Genomic DNA, 15,746 nt, shown 5'->3' with positions numbered 1-15,746 from the left:
GCCCGAGCAGCCGATCCAACCGGTAGTGCCCGAATATCGAGCCCACGGTCGGTGGCTGGCGCTGGCTCGTCATCTCGTCCTCCGCGATGCAGACCGGAGCCCTTCGCTGTCGGTCAACTGTAAGGTCGGCGACCTGCTTTTCGCGCCGCCTGCGGAAATGTTCCCCCTGATTGATCTTCGCCGCGCCCTGTTCGGTTAACCACAGGTGCTGTCGCGCGGCCGATCGAGTGCCGACGATAGAGTCATGGGATGACCTGGACCGTCGGTTTCGACCTCGATATGACGCTGATCGATTCCCGACCGGGTGTGTGCAAAGCGATCGAGCAGTTGGCCACCGAGTTCGACCTGCCGTTGCGTAGTGCCGAACTGGCCGACCGGCTCGGCCCGCCGCTGGCGATGCTGCTGGCAGACGCCGGTGCGCCCGAGGAGCTCATTCCGGCACTCGTGACCCGCTACCGCGAGATCTATCCGTCGATCGTGCCCTACATTCCGGCCATGCCCGGTGCCGATGCCGCATTGGATGCCGTCCGTGCGCGTGGCGGGCGGGTGCTCATCGTGACCGGTAAACACGAACCGCTGGCCCGGCTGCACGTCGCCGAACTCGGGTGGCGGATCGATGAGGTGGTCGGTGATCTGTGGTCCGACGGTAAGGCGGCGGCACTGCGCGAGCATGGCGCGGATCTGTTCGTCGGCGATCACGAGGGCGATATGCGCGGGGCGCGGGCGGCGGACGTCTTTGCGCTCGGGGTCGCGACCGGCCCCTGCGATGCCGACGAATTGCGCACGGCGGGAGCGGATTTCGTCCTGGGTGGGCTGACCGAATTCCCGGACTGGCTGGCCGCGCGCTAGCGCCCGCCCGCCGCACCCTCCAGCGTCTCGAACCGCAACGACAAGCCGTCCAGCAACGCGTGCAGCCCGGTCTCGAAGGCGGCGTCATCGATATCGCGCTGCCGTCCCGACAGCAGATGCGCCTCGTCCAGATGCGGATAATTTCCGCGATAGACCGCCGCGTCCTCCGGGAACCCGCCCGCGAACGACCCCAGCGTCGACCCGATGACGAAGAACCGCATGAGCGCACCCACCTGGGTGGCCTCGCGGCGCGGCCAGCCCGCCGCCACCAGACCACCGAAGACCGCATCGGCCTGCCGCAACGCATTCGGCCGTCGACCCATGCCCTGATTCAAGGCGGGCACCACCTTCGGATGCGCGGCCAGGGCCGCCCGATACGACCTGGCCCAATCACGCAGTGCCACACGCCAATCCGAGATATCGGTGAACATGGACAGATCGATCTTGCCGAGTACGGCATCGACCATCGCGTCCAGCAGATCGTCCTTGGTGGCCACATGGTTGTAGAGCGATGGGCCCTGCACCCCGAGTTCGGTGGCGAGTCGACGGATCGAAACCGCCTCCAGACCTTCGGCATCCACCAGATCCAGCGCGGCCGCCACGATACGGTCGCGACTGAGCAAGGGGCGGCGGGGCCTTCCCACGAAAACCTCCTGGTCGATCAATCCAGTATCGCACGGCGGACACCCGCAACATCAAACTTGCATCGTAAGTTTATCGATGGTTAGCATACGAGAAACTTCCGCTGTTAGTTTTCCTGCCCCGGAGTCGTGATGAACCTGGAACTGTCCGACGAACAGTCCGCCGCCAAGCGCTTGGCCGCCGAATTCGTCGACCGCGAGATCGCGCCGCATGCGACGGAATGGGACCGGACCGAATCCGTCGATACCGCGATCGTGTCCAAACTGGGCGAGGTCGGCTTCCTCGGCCTGACCATTCCCGAGGAGTACGGCGGCAGCGGTGGCGACCATCTCACCTACTGTCTGGTGCTCGAGGAACTCGGCCGCGGCGACTCCGCGGTGCGCGGAATCGTCTCGGTCTCTTTGGGTTTGGTCACCAAGTCGATCAACCACTACGGCACCGAGGAGCAGAAGCGCACCTGGCTGCCGCGCCTGACCTCGGGCGCCGCGCTCGGCTGCTTCGGCCTCACCGAACCCGGAACCGGTTCCGATGCGGCGCAATTGCGCACCCGCGCGGTCCGTGACGGTGACGACTGGGTGTTGTCCGGGACCAAGATGTTCATCACCAACGGCACTTGGGCGGACGTAGCCCTGGTCTTCGCACGCACCGGCGGCGAAGGACATCGTGGCATCACCGCATTCCTGGTGCCGACCGACTCCCCCGGCTTCACCGCCCGCACCATCCACGGCAAGCTGGGACTGCGCGGGCAGGCCACCGCCGAACTCGTATTCGACGGCGTCCGAGTCCCCGACAGCGCCCGATTGCACGACGAGGGTAAGGGTTTCACCGTCGCTATGGCCGCGCTGGCCAAGGGGCGGATGTCGGTGGCCGCCGGTTGTGTCGGTATCGCGCAGGCCTGCCTGGACGCCGCCGTCGGATATGCCACCGAGCGCGAACAATTCGGCAAGCCGATCGCCGGGCACCAGCTGGTGCAGGAGCTGCTCGCCGACATCGCCCTCGATGTGGATGCGGCCCGGCTGCTGGTGTGGCGGGTAGCCGATCTGATCGACCGCGGCGCCGAATTCGCCGTCGAGTCGTCGAAGGCCAAATTGTTCGCGAGCGAGGCCGCGGTGCGCGCCGCCGATCGGGCGCTGCAGGTCTTCGGCGGTTATGGCTATATCGACGAATTCCCGGTCGGTAAATATCTGCGTGACGCCAAGGTGATGACCTTGTACGAGGGCACGAGCCAGATCCAGAAGCTGCTGATCGGTCGTGCGCTGACCGGAGTCAGCGCATTCTGACGACCGCCGTATCAAACTCCCGAGGAGGACGTTCGATGACCAGATTCACCGACCGGGTCGCCGTTGTCACCGGCGCGGCACAGGGTATCGGCGCGGCCACCGCGCAGCTGCTCGCCGCCCAGGGCGCACAGGTCGCCGTACTCGACCGCACTGCACCCACGGACACCGCCGAGCAGATCGTCGCGGCGGGCGGCGCGGCCCACAGTTATGTCTGCGATGTCACCGACCGAGCCTCGGTGGAATCCGTATTCGCCGATATCGCAACGGATCTCGGCGGTCCGCACATTCTGGTCAACAATGCGGGCATCACCCGCGACGATCTGTTCTTCCGGCTCTCCGAGGACGACTGGAATGCGGTGCTCGCGGTCAATCTGACCGGCGTTTTCCACTGCACCCAGGCGGCCCAGGAGTACATGGTCGCCCAGCGCTACGGCAAGATCGTCTCGCTGTCCAGCCGCTCGGCGCTGGGCAACCGCGGTCAGGCGAATTATGCCGCCACGAAGGCCGGCATCCAGGGCCTGACCGCGACGCTGGCCATCGAACTCGGGCCGTACAACATCAATGTCAATGCCGTCGCGCCCGGCTACATCGCCACCGCGATGACGGCCGCGACCGCGAACCGAGTCGGGCTCACGGCCGAGGACCACCAGAAGGCTGTGGCCGAGCGGACTCCCCTGGGCCGCGTTGGACAACCCGAGGAGGTTGCCGCGGTGATCGCATTTCTGGCCAGTGATGAGGCGTCCTACGTCAGCGGCCAGACGTTGTACGTCAACGGCGGAGCACGCTGAATGCGCTGGTAGCGCCGTCCGGGACCGGCACAGGACTGCCAGGTCGGGTGCTCACCAGGGCACCCGGCCGAGGCGGTTGAAGAAGCCGCCGGTGGGGCCGTCGGCACCGATGGTCGCGAGATGCACGATGGCGTCGGTGCCCTCGGTGACCGTTTGATGCCCTGAGTTCCCGTTCAAATCCGTTGCGGTGTAACCGGGATCGGCGGCATTGACCCGCATCTGCGGCAATTCGCGGGAGTACTGCGTGGTGATCATGTTCAGCGCGGTCTTCGAGGAGGGGTAGACCAGCCCGAGGATCTGCGATTCGATCCGGCTCGGATCGGAGGTGATGGTAATCGAACCGATGCCGCTGGACACCATCACGATGCGCGGGTTGGTGGCCGCGCGCAGTAGCGGGAGAAAGGCGTGGGTCACCTGCACGGGGCCGAAAACGTTGGTCTCGAAGACATTTCGGAAATCGGCGGCCACGGTGTCGGCGGGAGTGGCGCGCGTACCGCCGATACCCGCATTGTTGATCAGAACATCCAGGTGGGGCGTCCGGCCCGCGATAGTCTCGGCGGCGGCCGCGATCGATTCGACGGACGTCACATCCAACTGGACGAACTCGACGTGCAAACCCTGTTCGGCGAGTTCGAACGCGGCTGCCTTACCTCGCTCCGCATCGCGGGCACCGAGGAATACCTGCCAGCCGAGCTCGGCCAGCCTGCGGACCGTTTCGCGGCCGATTCCCTTGTTCGCCCCGGTCACCAGGGCTGTTGTCGTGTTGCTCACGACTCGACCTTGGCCCGCCACCCGAATCTCGCTCCAGGGCCGATAACTCCTGGGACCGGCAGTACCACCCCGGCGCCCGCGCGCTGCGGCATCATCGAGGCATGGATCGCGCCGAACTCGCCACGCTGCTGCGGCAGGCCCGTGCCCGGGTGCGGCCGCGCGATGTCGGGCTGCCGAGCGGTTCGCGGCGCCAGGTGCCGGGGCTGCGGCGCGAGGAGGTCGCGCAACTGGCCGGTGTCAGTGTCGACTATGTGGTTCGGCTCGAACAGGGGCGTGGACCGCGACCGTCGGTGGCGGTGCTCGGCGCGCTCGCCCGCGCCCTCCGGCTCGCGGATCCCGAACGCGATCTGCTGTTCCGGCTCGCCGGTTCCGCGCCACCGCAGGAGGGTCGCATCAACATGGTGGTGCGACCGAGCGTGCTGCGACTGCTGGACCGGATGGCAGATCTGCCCGCACTGGTGATCTCCGCGAAAGCCGATGTGCTGGCCTGGAATTCGATGGCCGCCGCATTGCTCGGGGACTTCTCCGCGTGGTCGCCCGCCCGGCGCAACATCATCTGGCAGTCCTTCCTCGGGACCGAACCTTCCCGCGTGGTCTTCACGCCCACTGAGGCCGAGGCGGCCGCCGAATCCTGGGTCAGCTCGCTGCGCAGCGCGAAGGCGGCCTATCCCGACGATCCGGACCTGGCTCGTCTCGTCGCCGAACTACGTTCGCGCAGTACGCGATTCGACCGACTGTGGCGCGAAGGGAGCACCGGCAACTGGCGCAGCGCCACCAAGACCATCGATCATCCCGAGGTCGGGCGGTTGGTCCTGGATTGCGACGCCCTGTTCGTTCCCGACAGCGACCAGGCCGTGGTCGTGTACTCCGCGGCACCCGATACCCCCGCTGCCTCAGCGCTCGAACTGCTCCGGATCACCGGAACCCAGCAGCTGAGCGAACAGCGCTAGCACCGGAAACCCGATCGCGCGGTGTCGCACTGTGCGGTCGAGAAGCCTTAGCTCGCACAGCTTTTGAGCACCTCACCCAAGGTGTACTCTGCGCAGTAGCCATTGGATATGGGGTTCCGGTAGTAATCGCCGAAAAACAACGGATATGGCGTAGTCCCTGGTCAGGGATGGGTGCGGCGTTGAGGGTTCCGGCTGGCTACTGGTTGTCTGGACGCTGGAGGACTTGGGTCTGGAGGCCGTTTCCTCGGGTGTCAGTGGGTCGTCGGGGTGGCGGCTACTCGGTGCTGGACGCCGACCTCGAGCGCTTGTCGGCGTTCGTGCGCGCCCATATCGGCATCGACGGCACTACACCACCTGCCCGACCTCGGCGGGGTCCATAGACCGCTGCGCGACCCGGACACCGCCGACGACGAATAGCATGCGCGAACGACTCAGGGTCTCCGGAATCACCGGAGACCGGCCGCGGCTGGGCCTGCGCTGGCAAGGAACTTGCGGGGAATCCTCAGCGGCGCGCCCGTAGTATGCGGACAGGGCGCAGTGCCTGGGGTGGTTCGCCCTCGAATTCCGCGGATCCGTCGAGGTACCCAGCGATGACGTCCGTGGCGGAGTGGTCTTCGACGTCGGTGAAGCCGAGCGCGCGCAACTGTGCGGCGATGTCGTCAGGAGTGAAGTAGCTGAACCAGGGTTCGCCGACAGCTGCCGCTCGATTCGCGCGCACCTGCATCTGCGCACGATCCTCGTCGGTGTCTGCCGACTGCAGGTAGTCGAAGATCACCTCGACCCGCTCGGATTGACGAGCAATGTATTCGAGGGTAGCGCGGGCGGCGTCCGGGGTCAGATAGAAGACGACACCGAGCCACACGAATACGGCCGGATCGGTACGGCTGAATCCGGCGGCCTCCAATCGTGTTGCCAGTGTGTCGGTTTCGAAGTCGACCGGCACGAAAGTCAACCGCTCGGGCTGGTCGATACCGGATGCGGCGAGGCGTTGGTGTTTCCACGCTTGGGTAGCGGGATGGTCGACCTCGAATACACGCAGGCCAGGATGAGGGTTGCGGTAGGCGAAGGTATCCAGGCCCGCGCCGAGGATCACGACCTGTCGCACGCCGGCAGCGACGGCCTCGGCCACACGATCCTCGGCGAAACGGGCACGAGCAGCAAAGAACAGGCGGCGCGGCCGATCACTGACACCCAGCCGCAGGATTCCCGGACCGACATCGCTACCGGGACGATCCTCTGCGGGCCTGCCCAATTCGGTCAGCTCATCCACAGTGACACCCAGCAGACGTGCCGCCAGTGGATCGGTAAGAATCCTTGGCCGGTCAACAATTTGATGATAGGCACGGGCGTAAGCAGTCACGAGCGCTGTCCGGCTGGGTCCCTCATTGTCCATACTCGAGACGCTACTCACGAACACGACGCGAGCACCGTGAACTCAGCCACACAAGCTACTTCCCTGGCTGAGTCGGGCGTGGCATGCCCCCAGTGACCAGCGCGTGGATCGGCATTGCGCGACACGACGACTGCGCCGCCTGGCCCAGGACTCGGCTACCCCGGATGCACCCGCACATGTTGCGCTATCCATTCGTCACCACCATGCTCGATGCCGGAGTCGACCTACGAGACGTCCAGATCGCTGCCCGCCACGCCGACCCACGCACCACCATGCGCTACGACCGCGCCCGCACCAACCTCGATCGCCACCCGAATTACATCCTCGCCGCCGACATGGCCTCGGGCACATAACAACTCAACACGCGCACATGCCATGACCGCGCACGCCGAAGGGCCGCCGTCTCGGGATCGGTGTAGCGCGTCCGGCGCCGTGACAGGGCGCTAAAACCTCAGAGATCTCTCACATGTCATGGGAGCGAGGCCCGACCCGGCCAAGTAGCGTCCAGGGCGAACGAAGGAGATCGAACATGACTGGTGGGCGCAACGGATTCCTGCTGCTCGGTGGTGCGGCGTCGGTCGGGGCGGGTGCATTGCACCTGTTCGCCGCGGGACTGCATACCGAGCACGCCACCCTCGCCCGGCTGATGGTCGTGCTCGCGGCAGCACAATGCGTGGCCGGGCTGCTGGCGTCGGTGAGCACGCGAAAGGCCGTGCCGGTCACGGTGATCGGGGTGAACCTCGTCGCGGTGGTGATCTGGGGGTACACCCGGTTCGCGGGACTGCCGTGGCCCGACGGCCTCGACACAGCGGAGGCGCCGCAGTTCCTCGACAGCACGTGCGCGGCGCTGGGGCTGCTCGCGATCGCCGGTGCAACCCTCACCCTGGCGCGCCCTGGCGCGTCATTGCCCACGGCACCGACCGCGACCGCCGCCGGTCTGGCCGGCGCCCTCGCCGTCGCGGCGATGCTCGGCGGCGCCGGACACGTGCACAGCCACGACGCCGGCGACCATACCCATGCCACCGGCGGCGACCACACCGACCACGACCACGGGACCGGCACCGCATGGCCGCGGCCGTGGGATCCGGCGACCCCGATCGATGTGTCCGGCGTGCCGGGCGTGACCGCCGCGCAGGAGCAGCGCGCGACCGCCCTGATTCGCAGTACCCTCGACCGGCTGCCCGCGTTCGCCGACGTCAGTTCCATCGGCGCACTGGGCTTTCGCTCCATCGGCGACTCGGCCACCGGTTACGAGCACTACATCAACACCGGCTACATCCGCGACGACCGATTCCTCGACGCCACCCACCCGGAGTCCCTGGTTTACCGGGTCGACGGCGCCGATCGGACCCTGGTCTCGGCGATGTACATCGCCAAGGGCAAGAAGATCGACGACACCGAGCTGGTGGACTACGGCGGGCCCCTGATGCAGTGGCACGTCCACGACAACCTCTGCTGGAAGAACAGCGCCGACGGTCCTCAGGTCGCCGGTGTCACCGACGCCCAGGGCACCTGCCCGCCCAACTCGATCAACCCCGGCGCGGGTAATCCGATGATCCATGTCTGGATCACCGCCAACCAGTGCGGACCGTTCGCGGCCCTGGAAGGCCACGGCGCAGGGCAGGCGGCCACCACTGTGGACGGCCGCCGCACCGACATCTGCTCCCACTTTCACACCGGCGGGCACCGCTGAGCGGGCCTCGCCCTGGCGTGAACGCGTATGCAGCCCGTTCCTCCCGAAAAGGCCAGCGCTGCTGCGGAACTCACTAGATCAACGAGTGACAAGCTGTCGGCGTCACCTGCAGCGGGAGCACCACGGAACTCGCCAGAGGTTGGACTGCGACGCGACACCAGGCACCTGCACTCCCCACGCTGACGCCGAACGCACCAGTCCCCTGAAAGCGCGCCGCACTGTGTGGTGCCAGCTAGGGCCTCAGCACGATTTTGCCGTGGGTGTGTCTGCGTTCGAGTTCGGTGTAGGCCTGACGAACCTGAGTCAACGGGTAGACGTTCGCGATAGGAACTTCGAGGTGTCCGTCGGCAATCAGGTCGGCCAATTCGGCGAGCACCTCGGCGCCCGCCCTGCCGTTGGGCCCGGGTTCGGTCTTGACCCCATACTTCGCGGCTGCTGCGAAATCGATGATGGTGTCGATCCGTTCGATTGCGACGCCGAGAGCGAGGGCCAGTTCGACGTACCCGCCGCCGTGGGTGTCGATGAAGGCATGGACGCCGCCCGGTGCGGCGGCCTTGATCCGGTCCATGACGCCGTCACCGTATGCGACGGGGATCACGCCGTGGCTGTGCAGCCACTCGTGGTTGCCCTCGCTCGCCAGGCCGATGACCATGGCTCCGGCACGGCGCGCGAGCTGAACGGCGAACGAGCCGACTCCTCCGGCTGCTCCGGAGACGACGACGCTCTCGCCCTTCTCTAGCTGTACGGAATGCACTGCCCCCCATGCAGTCACACCGGCGATGTATAGGCCGCCCGCCACCTCCCATGAGACGTTCCTCGGTTTGGGGGTGAGGTTGTCGACGTCGACCAGGACCAGCTCGGCCTGAGCGGCTCGCTTCTCGGAGAATCCGATCACCTCGTCGCCGGGCGAGAATCGGTCGGCTCCGGCGCCGATCTCGACGACGACTCCGGCGAGATCGCTGCCCTGCCCGGAGGGAAAGGTCGAGGGAAAGATGTCCGTCATCGCGCCGGTGCGTAATGCCGCCTCACCGGGGTTGATGCCTGCCGCTCTCACCTGCACGAGGACCTGCCCTTCCCCGGGCACGGGGCGGTCGACCTCGTCGATCCACAGGACGTCGATTCCGCCGAATTCGTCGTACCTGACTGCCTTTGTCATTGTCTTGCTTCTCCTCCGGCGCGCCAGGCGCGGCCGACTTCGGGAACGGGAATGGTTCGCACGGGTGTGCCCGTCACCAGGGCACCGCTCCGGCGTCGTTCAGGAATTCGCCGGTCGGGCCGTCGTCGGGCAGGGTCGCGAGGCGAATCGCGATGGCCGCACCCTGTTGCGGTGTACGGTCGCCGCTAAAACCGGTGAAGTCGGTGGCGGTCAAACCGGGACAGCCCGAGTTGATCAGGATGTTGGTATCACCCAGTTCCTTGACGTACTGGATGGTGACGGCGTTGAGGAAGGTCTTCGACGCCAAATAGGCAGCAGGAACTGGGCCCATGTCGATGCCGGGTGTGGTTTGCAGGGCGAGCGAACCGACACTGCTGGACATGTTGACGATTCGCGGTGAAGCCGAAGCGCGCAGCATCGGCAGCATCGCGTTGGTCACCCGAATGACCCCGATCACGTTGGTTTCCACGATAGCTCGCACGGTCGCGGGATCGACCGTGGTCGGTGTCTGCGGCATATCGCCGGTGACGCCGTTGATCGCGGCATTGTTCACCAGGACGTCGAGCCCGCCGGCATGGTCGGCAATCAACTCGGCCGCCGCAGCCACACTCGCGTCGTCGGTCACGTCGAGCGGCACACCGAACGCATCGGCCCCGGCCGCGCGCAGCTTCTCCACGGCGGTGTCGCGGCGTTGTTGATCCCTCGCGCCCACACCGATTCGCCAGCCAAGGGCGCCCAGGCCCGCCGCGATCTCGTATCCGATTCCCTTGTTCGCGCCGGTCACCAGCGCGATCGTCCGTTCACTCATGCCGTTGATCATGTTGCGGACTCGGGTGGGGCGTCCAAGACCGACTAGGTGGGCGACGATACCGCACGGGTATTCGTCGTGGTGAGCGCCGGATACGATGCCATGGTGGAGACACGGGAGTTGCGATACTTCGTCGCCGTCGCCGAGGAGTTGCACTTCGGGCGGGCGGCACAACGGCTCGCGATGGCGCAACCACCGCTGTCGCGGGCGATCCAGCAGCTGGAACGGCGGCTCGGAGTCGTTCTGCTGCACCGCAGTTCGCGCGCAATCACGTTGACCGAGGCCGGGTCGGTGCTTCTGCGGGAGGCCCGGCTCGCTCTCGAAGCGGTCGAAGCCGCCGAGCGCCGCACCCGCCGCGCCGCTGCCGACCGGCCCGGTCTGGTGCTGGCCACCAAGGCAGGAGCGTCCAGCGAACTGTTGTCGAAGCTGCTGGACGCCTACGCCGCCGACCACTCCGCTGTCGCAGTCGAGGTGATGCTCTGCGGGCCCGGCGAACCGGAAAGCCTGCTACGCAACGGGCGTGCCGACGTTGCTCTGCTCCACCGGCCCTACGACACGACTACCGGATTCGACACCGAGGACCTGCACACCGAACAGCAGGTCGTGGTCCTGCCCGCAGGGCACCCCCTCGCCAACCGACCCCACATGTCGATGGCCGAGGTCAACGCCCTGACCGACCTGCCCCTGCCGCGCTGGCCTCGACCGGATGGAAGTTACCCGGACGGCCCCGGCCCGCAGGTTCGCGACCATACCCAGTTGACCCAGCTGATCACGCTCGGACGGGCCTGCGCGGTCGTGCCCGAGTCGCTCCGAGCCCAGCTACGTGACGATCACGCCACCGTGCCGGTGCCGGACGCACCGGCCGTCACCACCGTCATCGCCTGGCCACCACACAGCAGATCCAAAGCCATCGCCGACCTCGTCCGTACGGCGATACGCCTCTAGCCGATAACGTCCGCACATGCCGAATAGTGCGTTCCCCAGGAGAAATGCGGCAGGTCGAAATCCCGCCCGATGTGGTCGGCATGGCGATCCAACACGAGTGACAATGTCTACTCGATGAGGCGGGCCACCCCTGGAAGAGTGACGCTGAACCCCTCTATGGCCACGTGCGCGACGTTGCCGGACTGTCCTGTCCGGGCATCCTCGGCGAATTCCTGCCAAGTGGTCGGCACAGCGGAGTCGATGACGGGTTCCTCCAGGTTGACGTCGTAGTCGTCTTCGTCCGCCGTCGGGTCCACCTGTTCATCAGCCAATTCGGCCACTTCTTTCGCTCATCAGCCGTCGACGGAACCGATGATAGAACGCATTTTCGAATCCTGCCAGGGTGTCGGTGACAGAATCGGAGCCCGGAAGCATTGTGCCGCAGGCACTCTGACCTGCACTATTTTCGCTCGAATAGCCGTTCGCCCCGTAGCCATTACGCGAAGATTGTCGTGACAGGCACCACCGGAAAAGTCTGTCTCATGGTTGTAGACATCTGTGCGCGCTCATGCCGCCGAGGGCGCGCACGCGAACGCCCGCAACTGCCGAATGCATCGCTGATCGAACCTGCCGGCGCGGGGCAGGCGGCCTGCAGGTGGCTGTATCGATTCGAGGCCGACCGAACGCACCGCGCCATGACGATGACCGTGCAGCGGCCCTTTCTCGGAGACCGACTCGGCTACTCTGCGGATTTTTCGGTGCTCGATTGTGTAATGAGCCATCGTCCAGGCGTTTCGAGCTTGTTGGCAGTCGTCTCGTCGAGAGAACCACGTCCGGGTTCCCAGTCGTCGGCTGGCCCGCGACCTGTGGGTTCGGGCTGAAACCTGGGATCGGTAGGTGGCGCGCGCGGCATCTACTTGCCCCATGACATCTTCTCAATCTCCCATGAACCAACCGCAGTCCGCCGGTTTGGACAAAAAGACCAGCGCGATCCTGTCGTACGCGCTGGGGTGGCTCACCGGAATCATCTTCCTGTTCGTGGGAAAGAAAGATCCCGATGTGAAATTCCATGCCTCGCAATCGATCGTCTTCTTCGGGGCGGTCTCGGTGGTCAATATTGTTCTGAGCATCGTCGGCTCGCTCCTGGGAGTCCTGGGGATCATCTTCAGCCTCGCCGGACTCGCAGTCGCGGTCTTCGCGGTCGTCGTCTGGATCATGGCCATGGTCCAGGCGAACAACACCGGCGGTGTCCGCGCGGCGCTTCCCATCGTCGGAAAACTTACTGCCCCCTATGCCGATCAGTTGGCCAACTCGGTCAAGTAGCGGCATATTCGAAGTCCCCAGCTGAATTTCGTCATCGATGATGCTGTCGGCACCCCTGCACGGCGGCCAGATACGACAGTCCGAAGATCAACGGCCCGAGGCTATCTCGGGCCGTTGGCGTCCGTGGACCGCCTGAACCCGCACCGATTACAGGATGTTCGATCAGACGATCGGCGCCCAGGTTGCGCAGGAACCCGAGCTTGTCGACCTCGGCCTTCACCGCCGCTGCGGACGCTTCCACCGGCACGCGGTGGCGGTGTTATCCCGCGAACTCGTCGGCAAGGGTGTTCCAGAACATGAGTTCGTAGTTCTGGAAGAGTCTGGCGTACAAGTGCGCGTCGTTCGGATTCAATCGTCCGCTGTCGATTCCGGACTGGATTGCGGCGAGGGCACGCTGTTCGACTTCGGGTGCATCGGCGGCGAAGAGGTCGAAGAATGCGCAGGCCGGGGCGTCGAACTCGTAGTGCGCGCGCATGCCTTCGGCGACGGCCCGGCAGTAGCGGCCGAATGCGGCGACATTCGCGTAGATTCCCGCCGCGGCGGCGGAAGGCTCGGCGTTCAGCGCCAACCAGGCGACATAGGCCGGGTAGGCCTGGCACCCCGCTCTGGGTAGCTCCATGCCCTGGTCGGGTCCGGCCGCCGCCACGAGCGCGTCCAACAGCGCGAGTGCCTGCCGCTCGCCTGGTGGGAGGCCATCGAGGAACGCTCTGACGTGCGGTTCGTCCGCCCGCGTCGCCAAGGCGTGGAAGCTGCGCCAGTCACTGCTGGTGATGCGCTGTTCCTCGGCGGCGATCGCCGCGAAGACCGCGCGTGGCGCTTTGCCCACCGAGATGAGCGGAACCATGCGGTTGTCGTCGTCGTGCGGGGCCAGCTCGGCCTGGATCCCGTAGAGCAGGTCACGAGCGGTAAGGGTCATCGGAAACCTCCCTGTGGGGATGGTTCCATTCAAGCGCTGTTCGCCCTCGCGCGACAGATGTTCAGTCGGTGTGCTCGGTGTCCCAGCGTCGGCGGGCGTCGGCGATGCGGTCCTTATGGTCGCGCGACCAGTCGGCGAGTGCGCCGATGGCCTCGGCCAGGCTCTGGCCGGTGTCGGTGAGCCGGTATTCGACCTGCGGTGGAATCGTCGGATACGCGATGCGCTCCACCATGCCGTCGCGGCACAGCCGCTTGGTGGTCAGTGTCAGCATCCGCTGTGAGATTCCGGGAATCGCCCGCTCCAACTCACGGAAACGCCGCACCCCTTTGCTCAATTCGACGATCACCAATACCGTCCACCGATCCCCCAGCCGGTCGAGCACATCGCGGATGCCGCAGTCGTCATCGCCACAGGGCCCATCGGGAATAGTGCCCGCGACCTGCGCGGTGATCGCTGTGTTCGTGACCGACATGAAAGTGCCTCCTTATGCCGCGCGTCGCGGCCACCGATGCTGGGGACGAATTCAGCAACTACAACAATCGGGAGCGTTGCGATGATCCTGGTAACCGGTATCTCCGGATCCCTCGGCGGCCGCGTCCACCGCGGCCTGTCCGCCCTCGACGGACTGACAGTAGCGGCGGGCAGCCGCTCCGGTGACGACACCATCACGCGCCGAATCGATTTCGACGATTCGGCAACATTGTCCGCGGGACTGCGGGATGTCGATGTCCTGGTACTGATTTCGGCCGGATATGCCGAAGACGATGTGGTCTTGGCCCGCCACGGTGCTGTGATCGATGCCGCCGCGGCCGCCGGGGTCCGGCACCTGATCTACACCAGTCTCGCGGGTTCCGGCGATCTGATGACCATTGCCCTGCCGCATCGGTGGACCGAGAAGCAGCTGGCCGCAGCACCATTCGACGTGACCGTCCTGCGCAACGGCCTATACGCGGAGGTGCCGGTCGGGCTCGCCGTCGCTGGTGCCGCCTCCTCGGCCGAATCCGGGGTATTCGCCGCGGCATTCGGCACCGGCCGGATATCGGTGGTGGCGCGCGAGGATCTGGCCGAGGTGGCCGTGCGGGTGGCCGCCGAGACCGAGCGCGATCTGGCTGCGGGGCGACGGAGCAGGCATGCGGGCAAGGTGTACGAACTGGAGGGTGTGACCGCGGTCGGCGGTGCCGATATCGCCGAGATCCTGAGCGAATCCCTCGGTCGCCCGGTGCGATACGCACCCATCTCACTCGGCGAAATGCGGGATATGTTGCAGGGCAGCGGATTGGAGCCGTATCAGATCACGCACACGCTCTCGTTGTTCGCGAACCTCGGTGCCGGACTGCTCGAAGCGTCGAACACCGACCTGCTCGACCTGCTGCCGAGTGCACCACGTGACGTTCGCGCACTCATCACCGGCGCGGTGCAGGCGGGTGGGTACCTGTCTGTGTCGGTGAACGCGGCGCAATGAGCCGGGCACGTCGTCCTAATTCGGTGGCCGTGTGCTTCGGCCCCGAATAGGCTCGGTAGATGCGCATGCTCGTGCCGTACCACCTCGATGAATACCGGCCGGAGATCGATGCTCCGATCACCCCGGATGCGGTGGTCACGGCCGAGCTGCCGGATGTCGATGATCCGTGGGCGCGGATGGCCGTGCTGTACGACGCGGTGGCGGATCGCGTTGCGGAGTCCGCGATTCGCGGTGAACGCGCGATCGTCGCCTCCGGAGATTGCACGACCGCGCTCGGCACGGTCGCCGGATTGCAAAGGGCCGGACTGGATCCCGCGCTCGTCTGGTTCGACGCACACGGCGACGTACAAACCCTCGAGACCTCCGCGTCCGGCTACCTCGGTGGCTTTCCGCTGCGCATGCTCATCGGCTACGGCCGTCACCTCATAGCCGACCGAATCGGCTTGCGCGACATCCCCGAAGACCGTGCCGTCCTGGTCGGCGGCCGCGATCTCGACCCACCGGAGGTCGAATACCTGCGCACCGCGCAGATCCGGCACCGTCCGGTCGACGACATCGGCGACCTCCCGGACGGCCCGCTCTACCTTCACATCGACTTCGACGTGGTCACCCCGGATGACCTCCCGGGCCTGCTCTTCCCCGCGCCTGACGGCCCCGCCCTGGCCGAAGTTTCAACCGCCGTCCGAGCGGTTCTCGCCACCGGCCGAGTCGCCGCCTTCGGCCTGGCCTGCACGTGGCGCGACGACGCCACCGCCGCCGCGCACGTCCGCTCCCTGGTCGACTCCGCCTGA

Annotated in this window: 20 protein-coding genes; 11 read left to right on the top strand and 9 right to left on the bottom strand. The window is 66.2% G+C overall.

The window, feature by feature from the left end:
* Positions 1-199 (top strand): hypothetical protein (locus tag ON44_RS51955; RefSeq protein ID WP_218007575.1); only part of this gene is annotated, 199 nt, incomplete at its 5' end.
* Positions 200-249: 50 nt separating this feature from the next.
* Positions 250-849 (top strand): HAD family hydrolase, encoded by a 600-nt coding sequence (locus tag ON44_RS15520; protein ID WP_040690545.1) that lies wholly within the window; start codon positions 250-252, stop codon positions 847-849.
* Here ON44_RS15520 and ON44_RS15515 read toward each other — a convergent pair.
* The gene (locus ON44_RS15515; RefSeq protein WP_040690570.1) at positions 846-1,493 is read right to left on the bottom strand and encodes a TetR/AcrR family transcriptional regulator; all 648 of its coding nucleotides are present in this window, start codon (positions 1,491-1,493) and stop codon (positions 846-848) included. The two genes, ON44_RS15520 and ON44_RS15515, sit on opposite strands and share 4 nt — an antisense overlap.
* Positions 1,494-1,622: 129 nt before the next feature.
* On the opposite strand from ON44_RS15515, the gene ON44_RS15510 reads away from it, so the two are divergent.
* Together ON44_RS15510 and fabG are read left to right on the top strand one after the other, a co-directional pair.
* Positions 1,623-2,771: an acyl-CoA dehydrogenase family protein gene (locus ON44_RS15510; RefSeq protein ID WP_040690541.1), complete on the top strand. Its 1,149-nt coding sequence runs from the start codon at positions 1,623-1,625 to the stop codon at positions 2,769-2,771.
* A 35-nt stretch (positions 2,772-2,806) separates the two neighbouring features.
* The gene (gene fabG, locus ON44_RS15505; protein ID WP_040690540.1) at positions 2,807-3,559 is read left to right on the top strand and encodes a 3-oxoacyl-ACP reductase FabG; all 753 of its coding nucleotides are present in this window, start codon (positions 2,807-2,809) and stop codon (positions 3,557-3,559) included.
* Positions 3,560-3,610: 51 nt separating this feature from the next.
* Here the strand turns inward: fabG and ON44_RS15500 are convergent, their stop codons facing one another.
* Entirely contained in the window at positions 3,611-4,330 is a 720-nt protein-coding gene (locus ON44_RS15500; RefSeq protein WP_040690539.1) for an SDR family oxidoreductase, read from the bottom strand.
* A 101-nt stretch (positions 4,331-4,431) separates the two neighbouring features.
* On the opposite strand from ON44_RS15500, the gene ON44_RS15495 reads away from it, so the two are divergent.
* Positions 4,432-5,280, top strand: coding sequence for a helix-turn-helix transcriptional regulator (locus ON44_RS15495; protein WP_040690538.1), 849 nt, complete (start codon positions 4,432-4,434; stop codon positions 5,278-5,280).
* A gap of 502 nt (positions 5,281-5,782) precedes the next feature.
* Here the strand turns inward: ON44_RS15495 and ON44_RS15490 are convergent.
* Positions 5,783-6,673: a class I SAM-dependent methyltransferase gene (locus ON44_RS15490; RefSeq protein ID WP_040690537.1), complete on the bottom strand. Its 891-nt coding sequence runs from the start codon at positions 6,671-6,673 to the stop codon at positions 5,783-5,785.
* A gap of 92 nt (positions 6,674-6,765) precedes the next feature.
* Between ON44_RS15490 and ON44_RS15485 the strand changes: the two genes are divergently transcribed.
* Together ON44_RS15485 and ON44_RS15480 are read left to right on the top strand one after the other, a co-directional pair.
* On the top strand, positions 6,766-7,026 hold the full coding sequence (locus tag ON44_RS15485) for a tyrosine-type recombinase/integrase (protein ID WP_218007574.1): 261 nt from the start codon (positions 6,766-6,768) through the stop codon (positions 7,024-7,026).
* A gap of 176 nt (positions 7,027-7,202) precedes the next feature.
* A complete protein-coding gene (locus ON44_RS15480; protein WP_040690534.1) occupies positions 7,203-8,366 on the top strand; it encodes a hypothetical protein in 1,164 nt (387 codons plus the stop codon).
* 232 nt (positions 8,367-8,598) lie between these two features.
* Here the strand turns inward: ON44_RS15480 and ON44_RS15475 are convergent, their stop codons facing one another.
* Both ON44_RS15475 and ON44_RS15470 read right to left on the bottom strand, forming a co-directional pair.
* On the bottom strand, positions 8,599-9,522 hold the full coding sequence (locus ON44_RS15475) for an NADP-dependent oxidoreductase (protein WP_040690533.1): 924 nt from the start codon (positions 9,520-9,522) through the stop codon (positions 8,599-8,601).
* 73 nt (positions 9,523-9,595) lie between these two features.
* Entirely contained in the window at positions 9,596-10,330 is a 735-nt protein-coding gene (locus ON44_RS15470) for an SDR family NAD(P)-dependent oxidoreductase (RefSeq protein ID WP_040690567.1), read from the bottom strand.
* Positions 10,331-10,378: 48 nt separating this feature from the next.
* Here ON44_RS15470 and ON44_RS15465 point away from each other — a divergent pair, with 48 nt between their 5' ends.
* Positions 10,379-11,275, top strand: a complete 897-nt coding sequence (locus ON44_RS15465; RefSeq protein WP_281005175.1) for a LysR family transcriptional regulator — start codon at positions 10,379-10,381, stop codon at positions 11,273-11,275.
* A gap of 107 nt (positions 11,276-11,382) precedes the next feature.
* On the opposite strand, the gene ON44_RS15460 is transcribed toward ON44_RS15465, so the two are convergent.
* Entirely contained in the window at positions 11,383-11,595 is a 213-nt protein-coding gene (locus ON44_RS15460; RefSeq protein ID WP_040690531.1) for a hypothetical protein, read from the bottom strand.
* A 556-nt stretch (positions 11,596-12,151) separates the two neighbouring features.
* On the opposite strand from ON44_RS15460, the gene ON44_RS15455 reads away from it, so the two are divergent.
* A complete protein-coding gene (locus ON44_RS15455; protein ID WP_245567166.1) occupies positions 12,152-12,577 on the top strand; it encodes a DUF4870 domain-containing protein in 426 nt (141 codons plus the stop codon).
* 31 nt (positions 12,578-12,608) lie between these two features.
* Here the strand turns inward: ON44_RS15455 and ON44_RS15450 are convergent, their stop codons facing one another.
* The 3 genes from ON44_RS15450 to ON44_RS15440 all read right to left on the bottom strand — a co-directional run bounded on the left by ON44_RS15450 (position 12,609) and on the right by ON44_RS15440 (position 13,965).
* Entirely contained in the window at positions 12,609-12,818 is a 210-nt protein-coding gene (locus ON44_RS15450; protein ID WP_157187166.1) for a hypothetical protein, read from the bottom strand.
* A gap of 18 nt (positions 12,819-12,836) precedes the next feature.
* The gene (locus tag ON44_RS15445; RefSeq protein WP_040690528.1) at positions 12,837-13,493 is read right to left on the bottom strand and encodes a hypothetical protein; all 657 of its coding nucleotides are present in this window, start codon (positions 13,491-13,493) and stop codon (positions 12,837-12,839) included.
* Between the two features lie 61 nt (positions 13,494-13,554).
* On the bottom strand, positions 13,555-13,965 hold the full coding sequence (locus ON44_RS15440) for a winged helix-turn-helix transcriptional regulator (RefSeq protein ID WP_040690526.1): 411 nt from the start codon (positions 13,963-13,965) through the stop codon (positions 13,555-13,557).
* A gap of 81 nt (positions 13,966-14,046) precedes the next feature.
* Between ON44_RS15440 and ON44_RS15435 the strand changes: the two genes are divergently transcribed.
* Positions 14,047-14,955 (top strand): Rossmann-fold NAD(P)-binding domain-containing protein, encoded by a 909-nt coding sequence (locus ON44_RS15435; protein WP_040690525.1) that lies wholly within the window; start codon positions 14,047-14,049, stop codon positions 14,953-14,955.
* 59 nt (positions 14,956-15,014) lie between these two features.
* The gene (locus ON44_RS15430; protein WP_051182057.1) at positions 15,015-15,746 is read left to right on the top strand and encodes an arginase family protein; all 732 of its coding nucleotides are present in this window, start codon (positions 15,015-15,017) and stop codon (positions 15,744-15,746) included.

This window comes from Nocardia vinacea NBRC 16497 (genome assembly GCF_000308835.1).
Taxonomy (GTDB): Bacteria; Actinomycetota; Actinomycetes; order Mycobacteriales; family Mycobacteriaceae; genus Nocardia; species Nocardia vinacea.
Note: the sequence above shows the minus strand (reverse complement) of the source record. Positions and strands in the feature narration are given on the sequence as shown.

Coding starts and splice junctions, on each gene's coding strand:
- ON44_RS15495 (WP_040690538.1), top strand. CDS start 4,432: ATGGATCGCGCCGAACTCGCCACGCTGCTGCGGCAGGCCCGTGCCCGG.
- ON44_RS15440 (WP_040690526.1), bottom strand. CDS start 13,965: ATGTCGGTCACGAACACAGCGATCACCGCGCAGGTCGCGGGCACTATT.
- ON44_RS15430 (WP_051182057.1), top strand. CDS start 15,015: ATGCGCATGCTCGTGCCGTACCACCTCGATGAATACCGGCCGGAGATC.
- ON44_RS15510 (WP_040690541.1), top strand. CDS start 1,623: ATGAACCTGGAACTGTCCGACGAACAGTCCGCCGCCAAGCGCTTGGCC.
- fabG (WP_040690540.1), top strand. CDS start 2,807: ATGACCAGATTCACCGACCGGGTCGCCGTTGTCACCGGCGCGGCACAG.
- ON44_RS15445 (WP_040690528.1), bottom strand. CDS start 13,493: ATGACCCTTACCGCTCGTGACCTGCTCTACGGGATCCAGGCCGAGCTG.
- ON44_RS15475 (WP_040690533.1), bottom strand. CDS start 9,522: ATGACAAAGGCAGTCAGGTACGACGAATTCGGCGGAATCGACGTCCTG.
- ON44_RS15520 (WP_040690545.1), top strand. CDS start 250: ATGACCTGGACCGTCGGTTTCGACCTCGATATGACGCTGATCGATTCC.
- ON44_RS15435 (WP_040690525.1), top strand. CDS start 14,047: ATGATCCTGGTAACCGGTATCTCCGGATCCCTCGGCGGCCGCGTCCAC.
- ON44_RS15470 (WP_040690567.1), bottom strand. CDS start 10,330: ATGAGTGAACGGACGATCGCGCTGGTGACCGGCGCGAACAAGGGAATC.
- ON44_RS15480 (WP_040690534.1), top strand. CDS start 7,203: ATGACTGGTGGGCGCAACGGATTCCTGCTGCTCGGTGGTGCGGCGTCG.
- ON44_RS15490 (WP_040690537.1), bottom strand. CDS start 6,673: ATGGACAATGAGGGACCCAGCCGGACAGCGCTCGTGACTGCTTACGCC.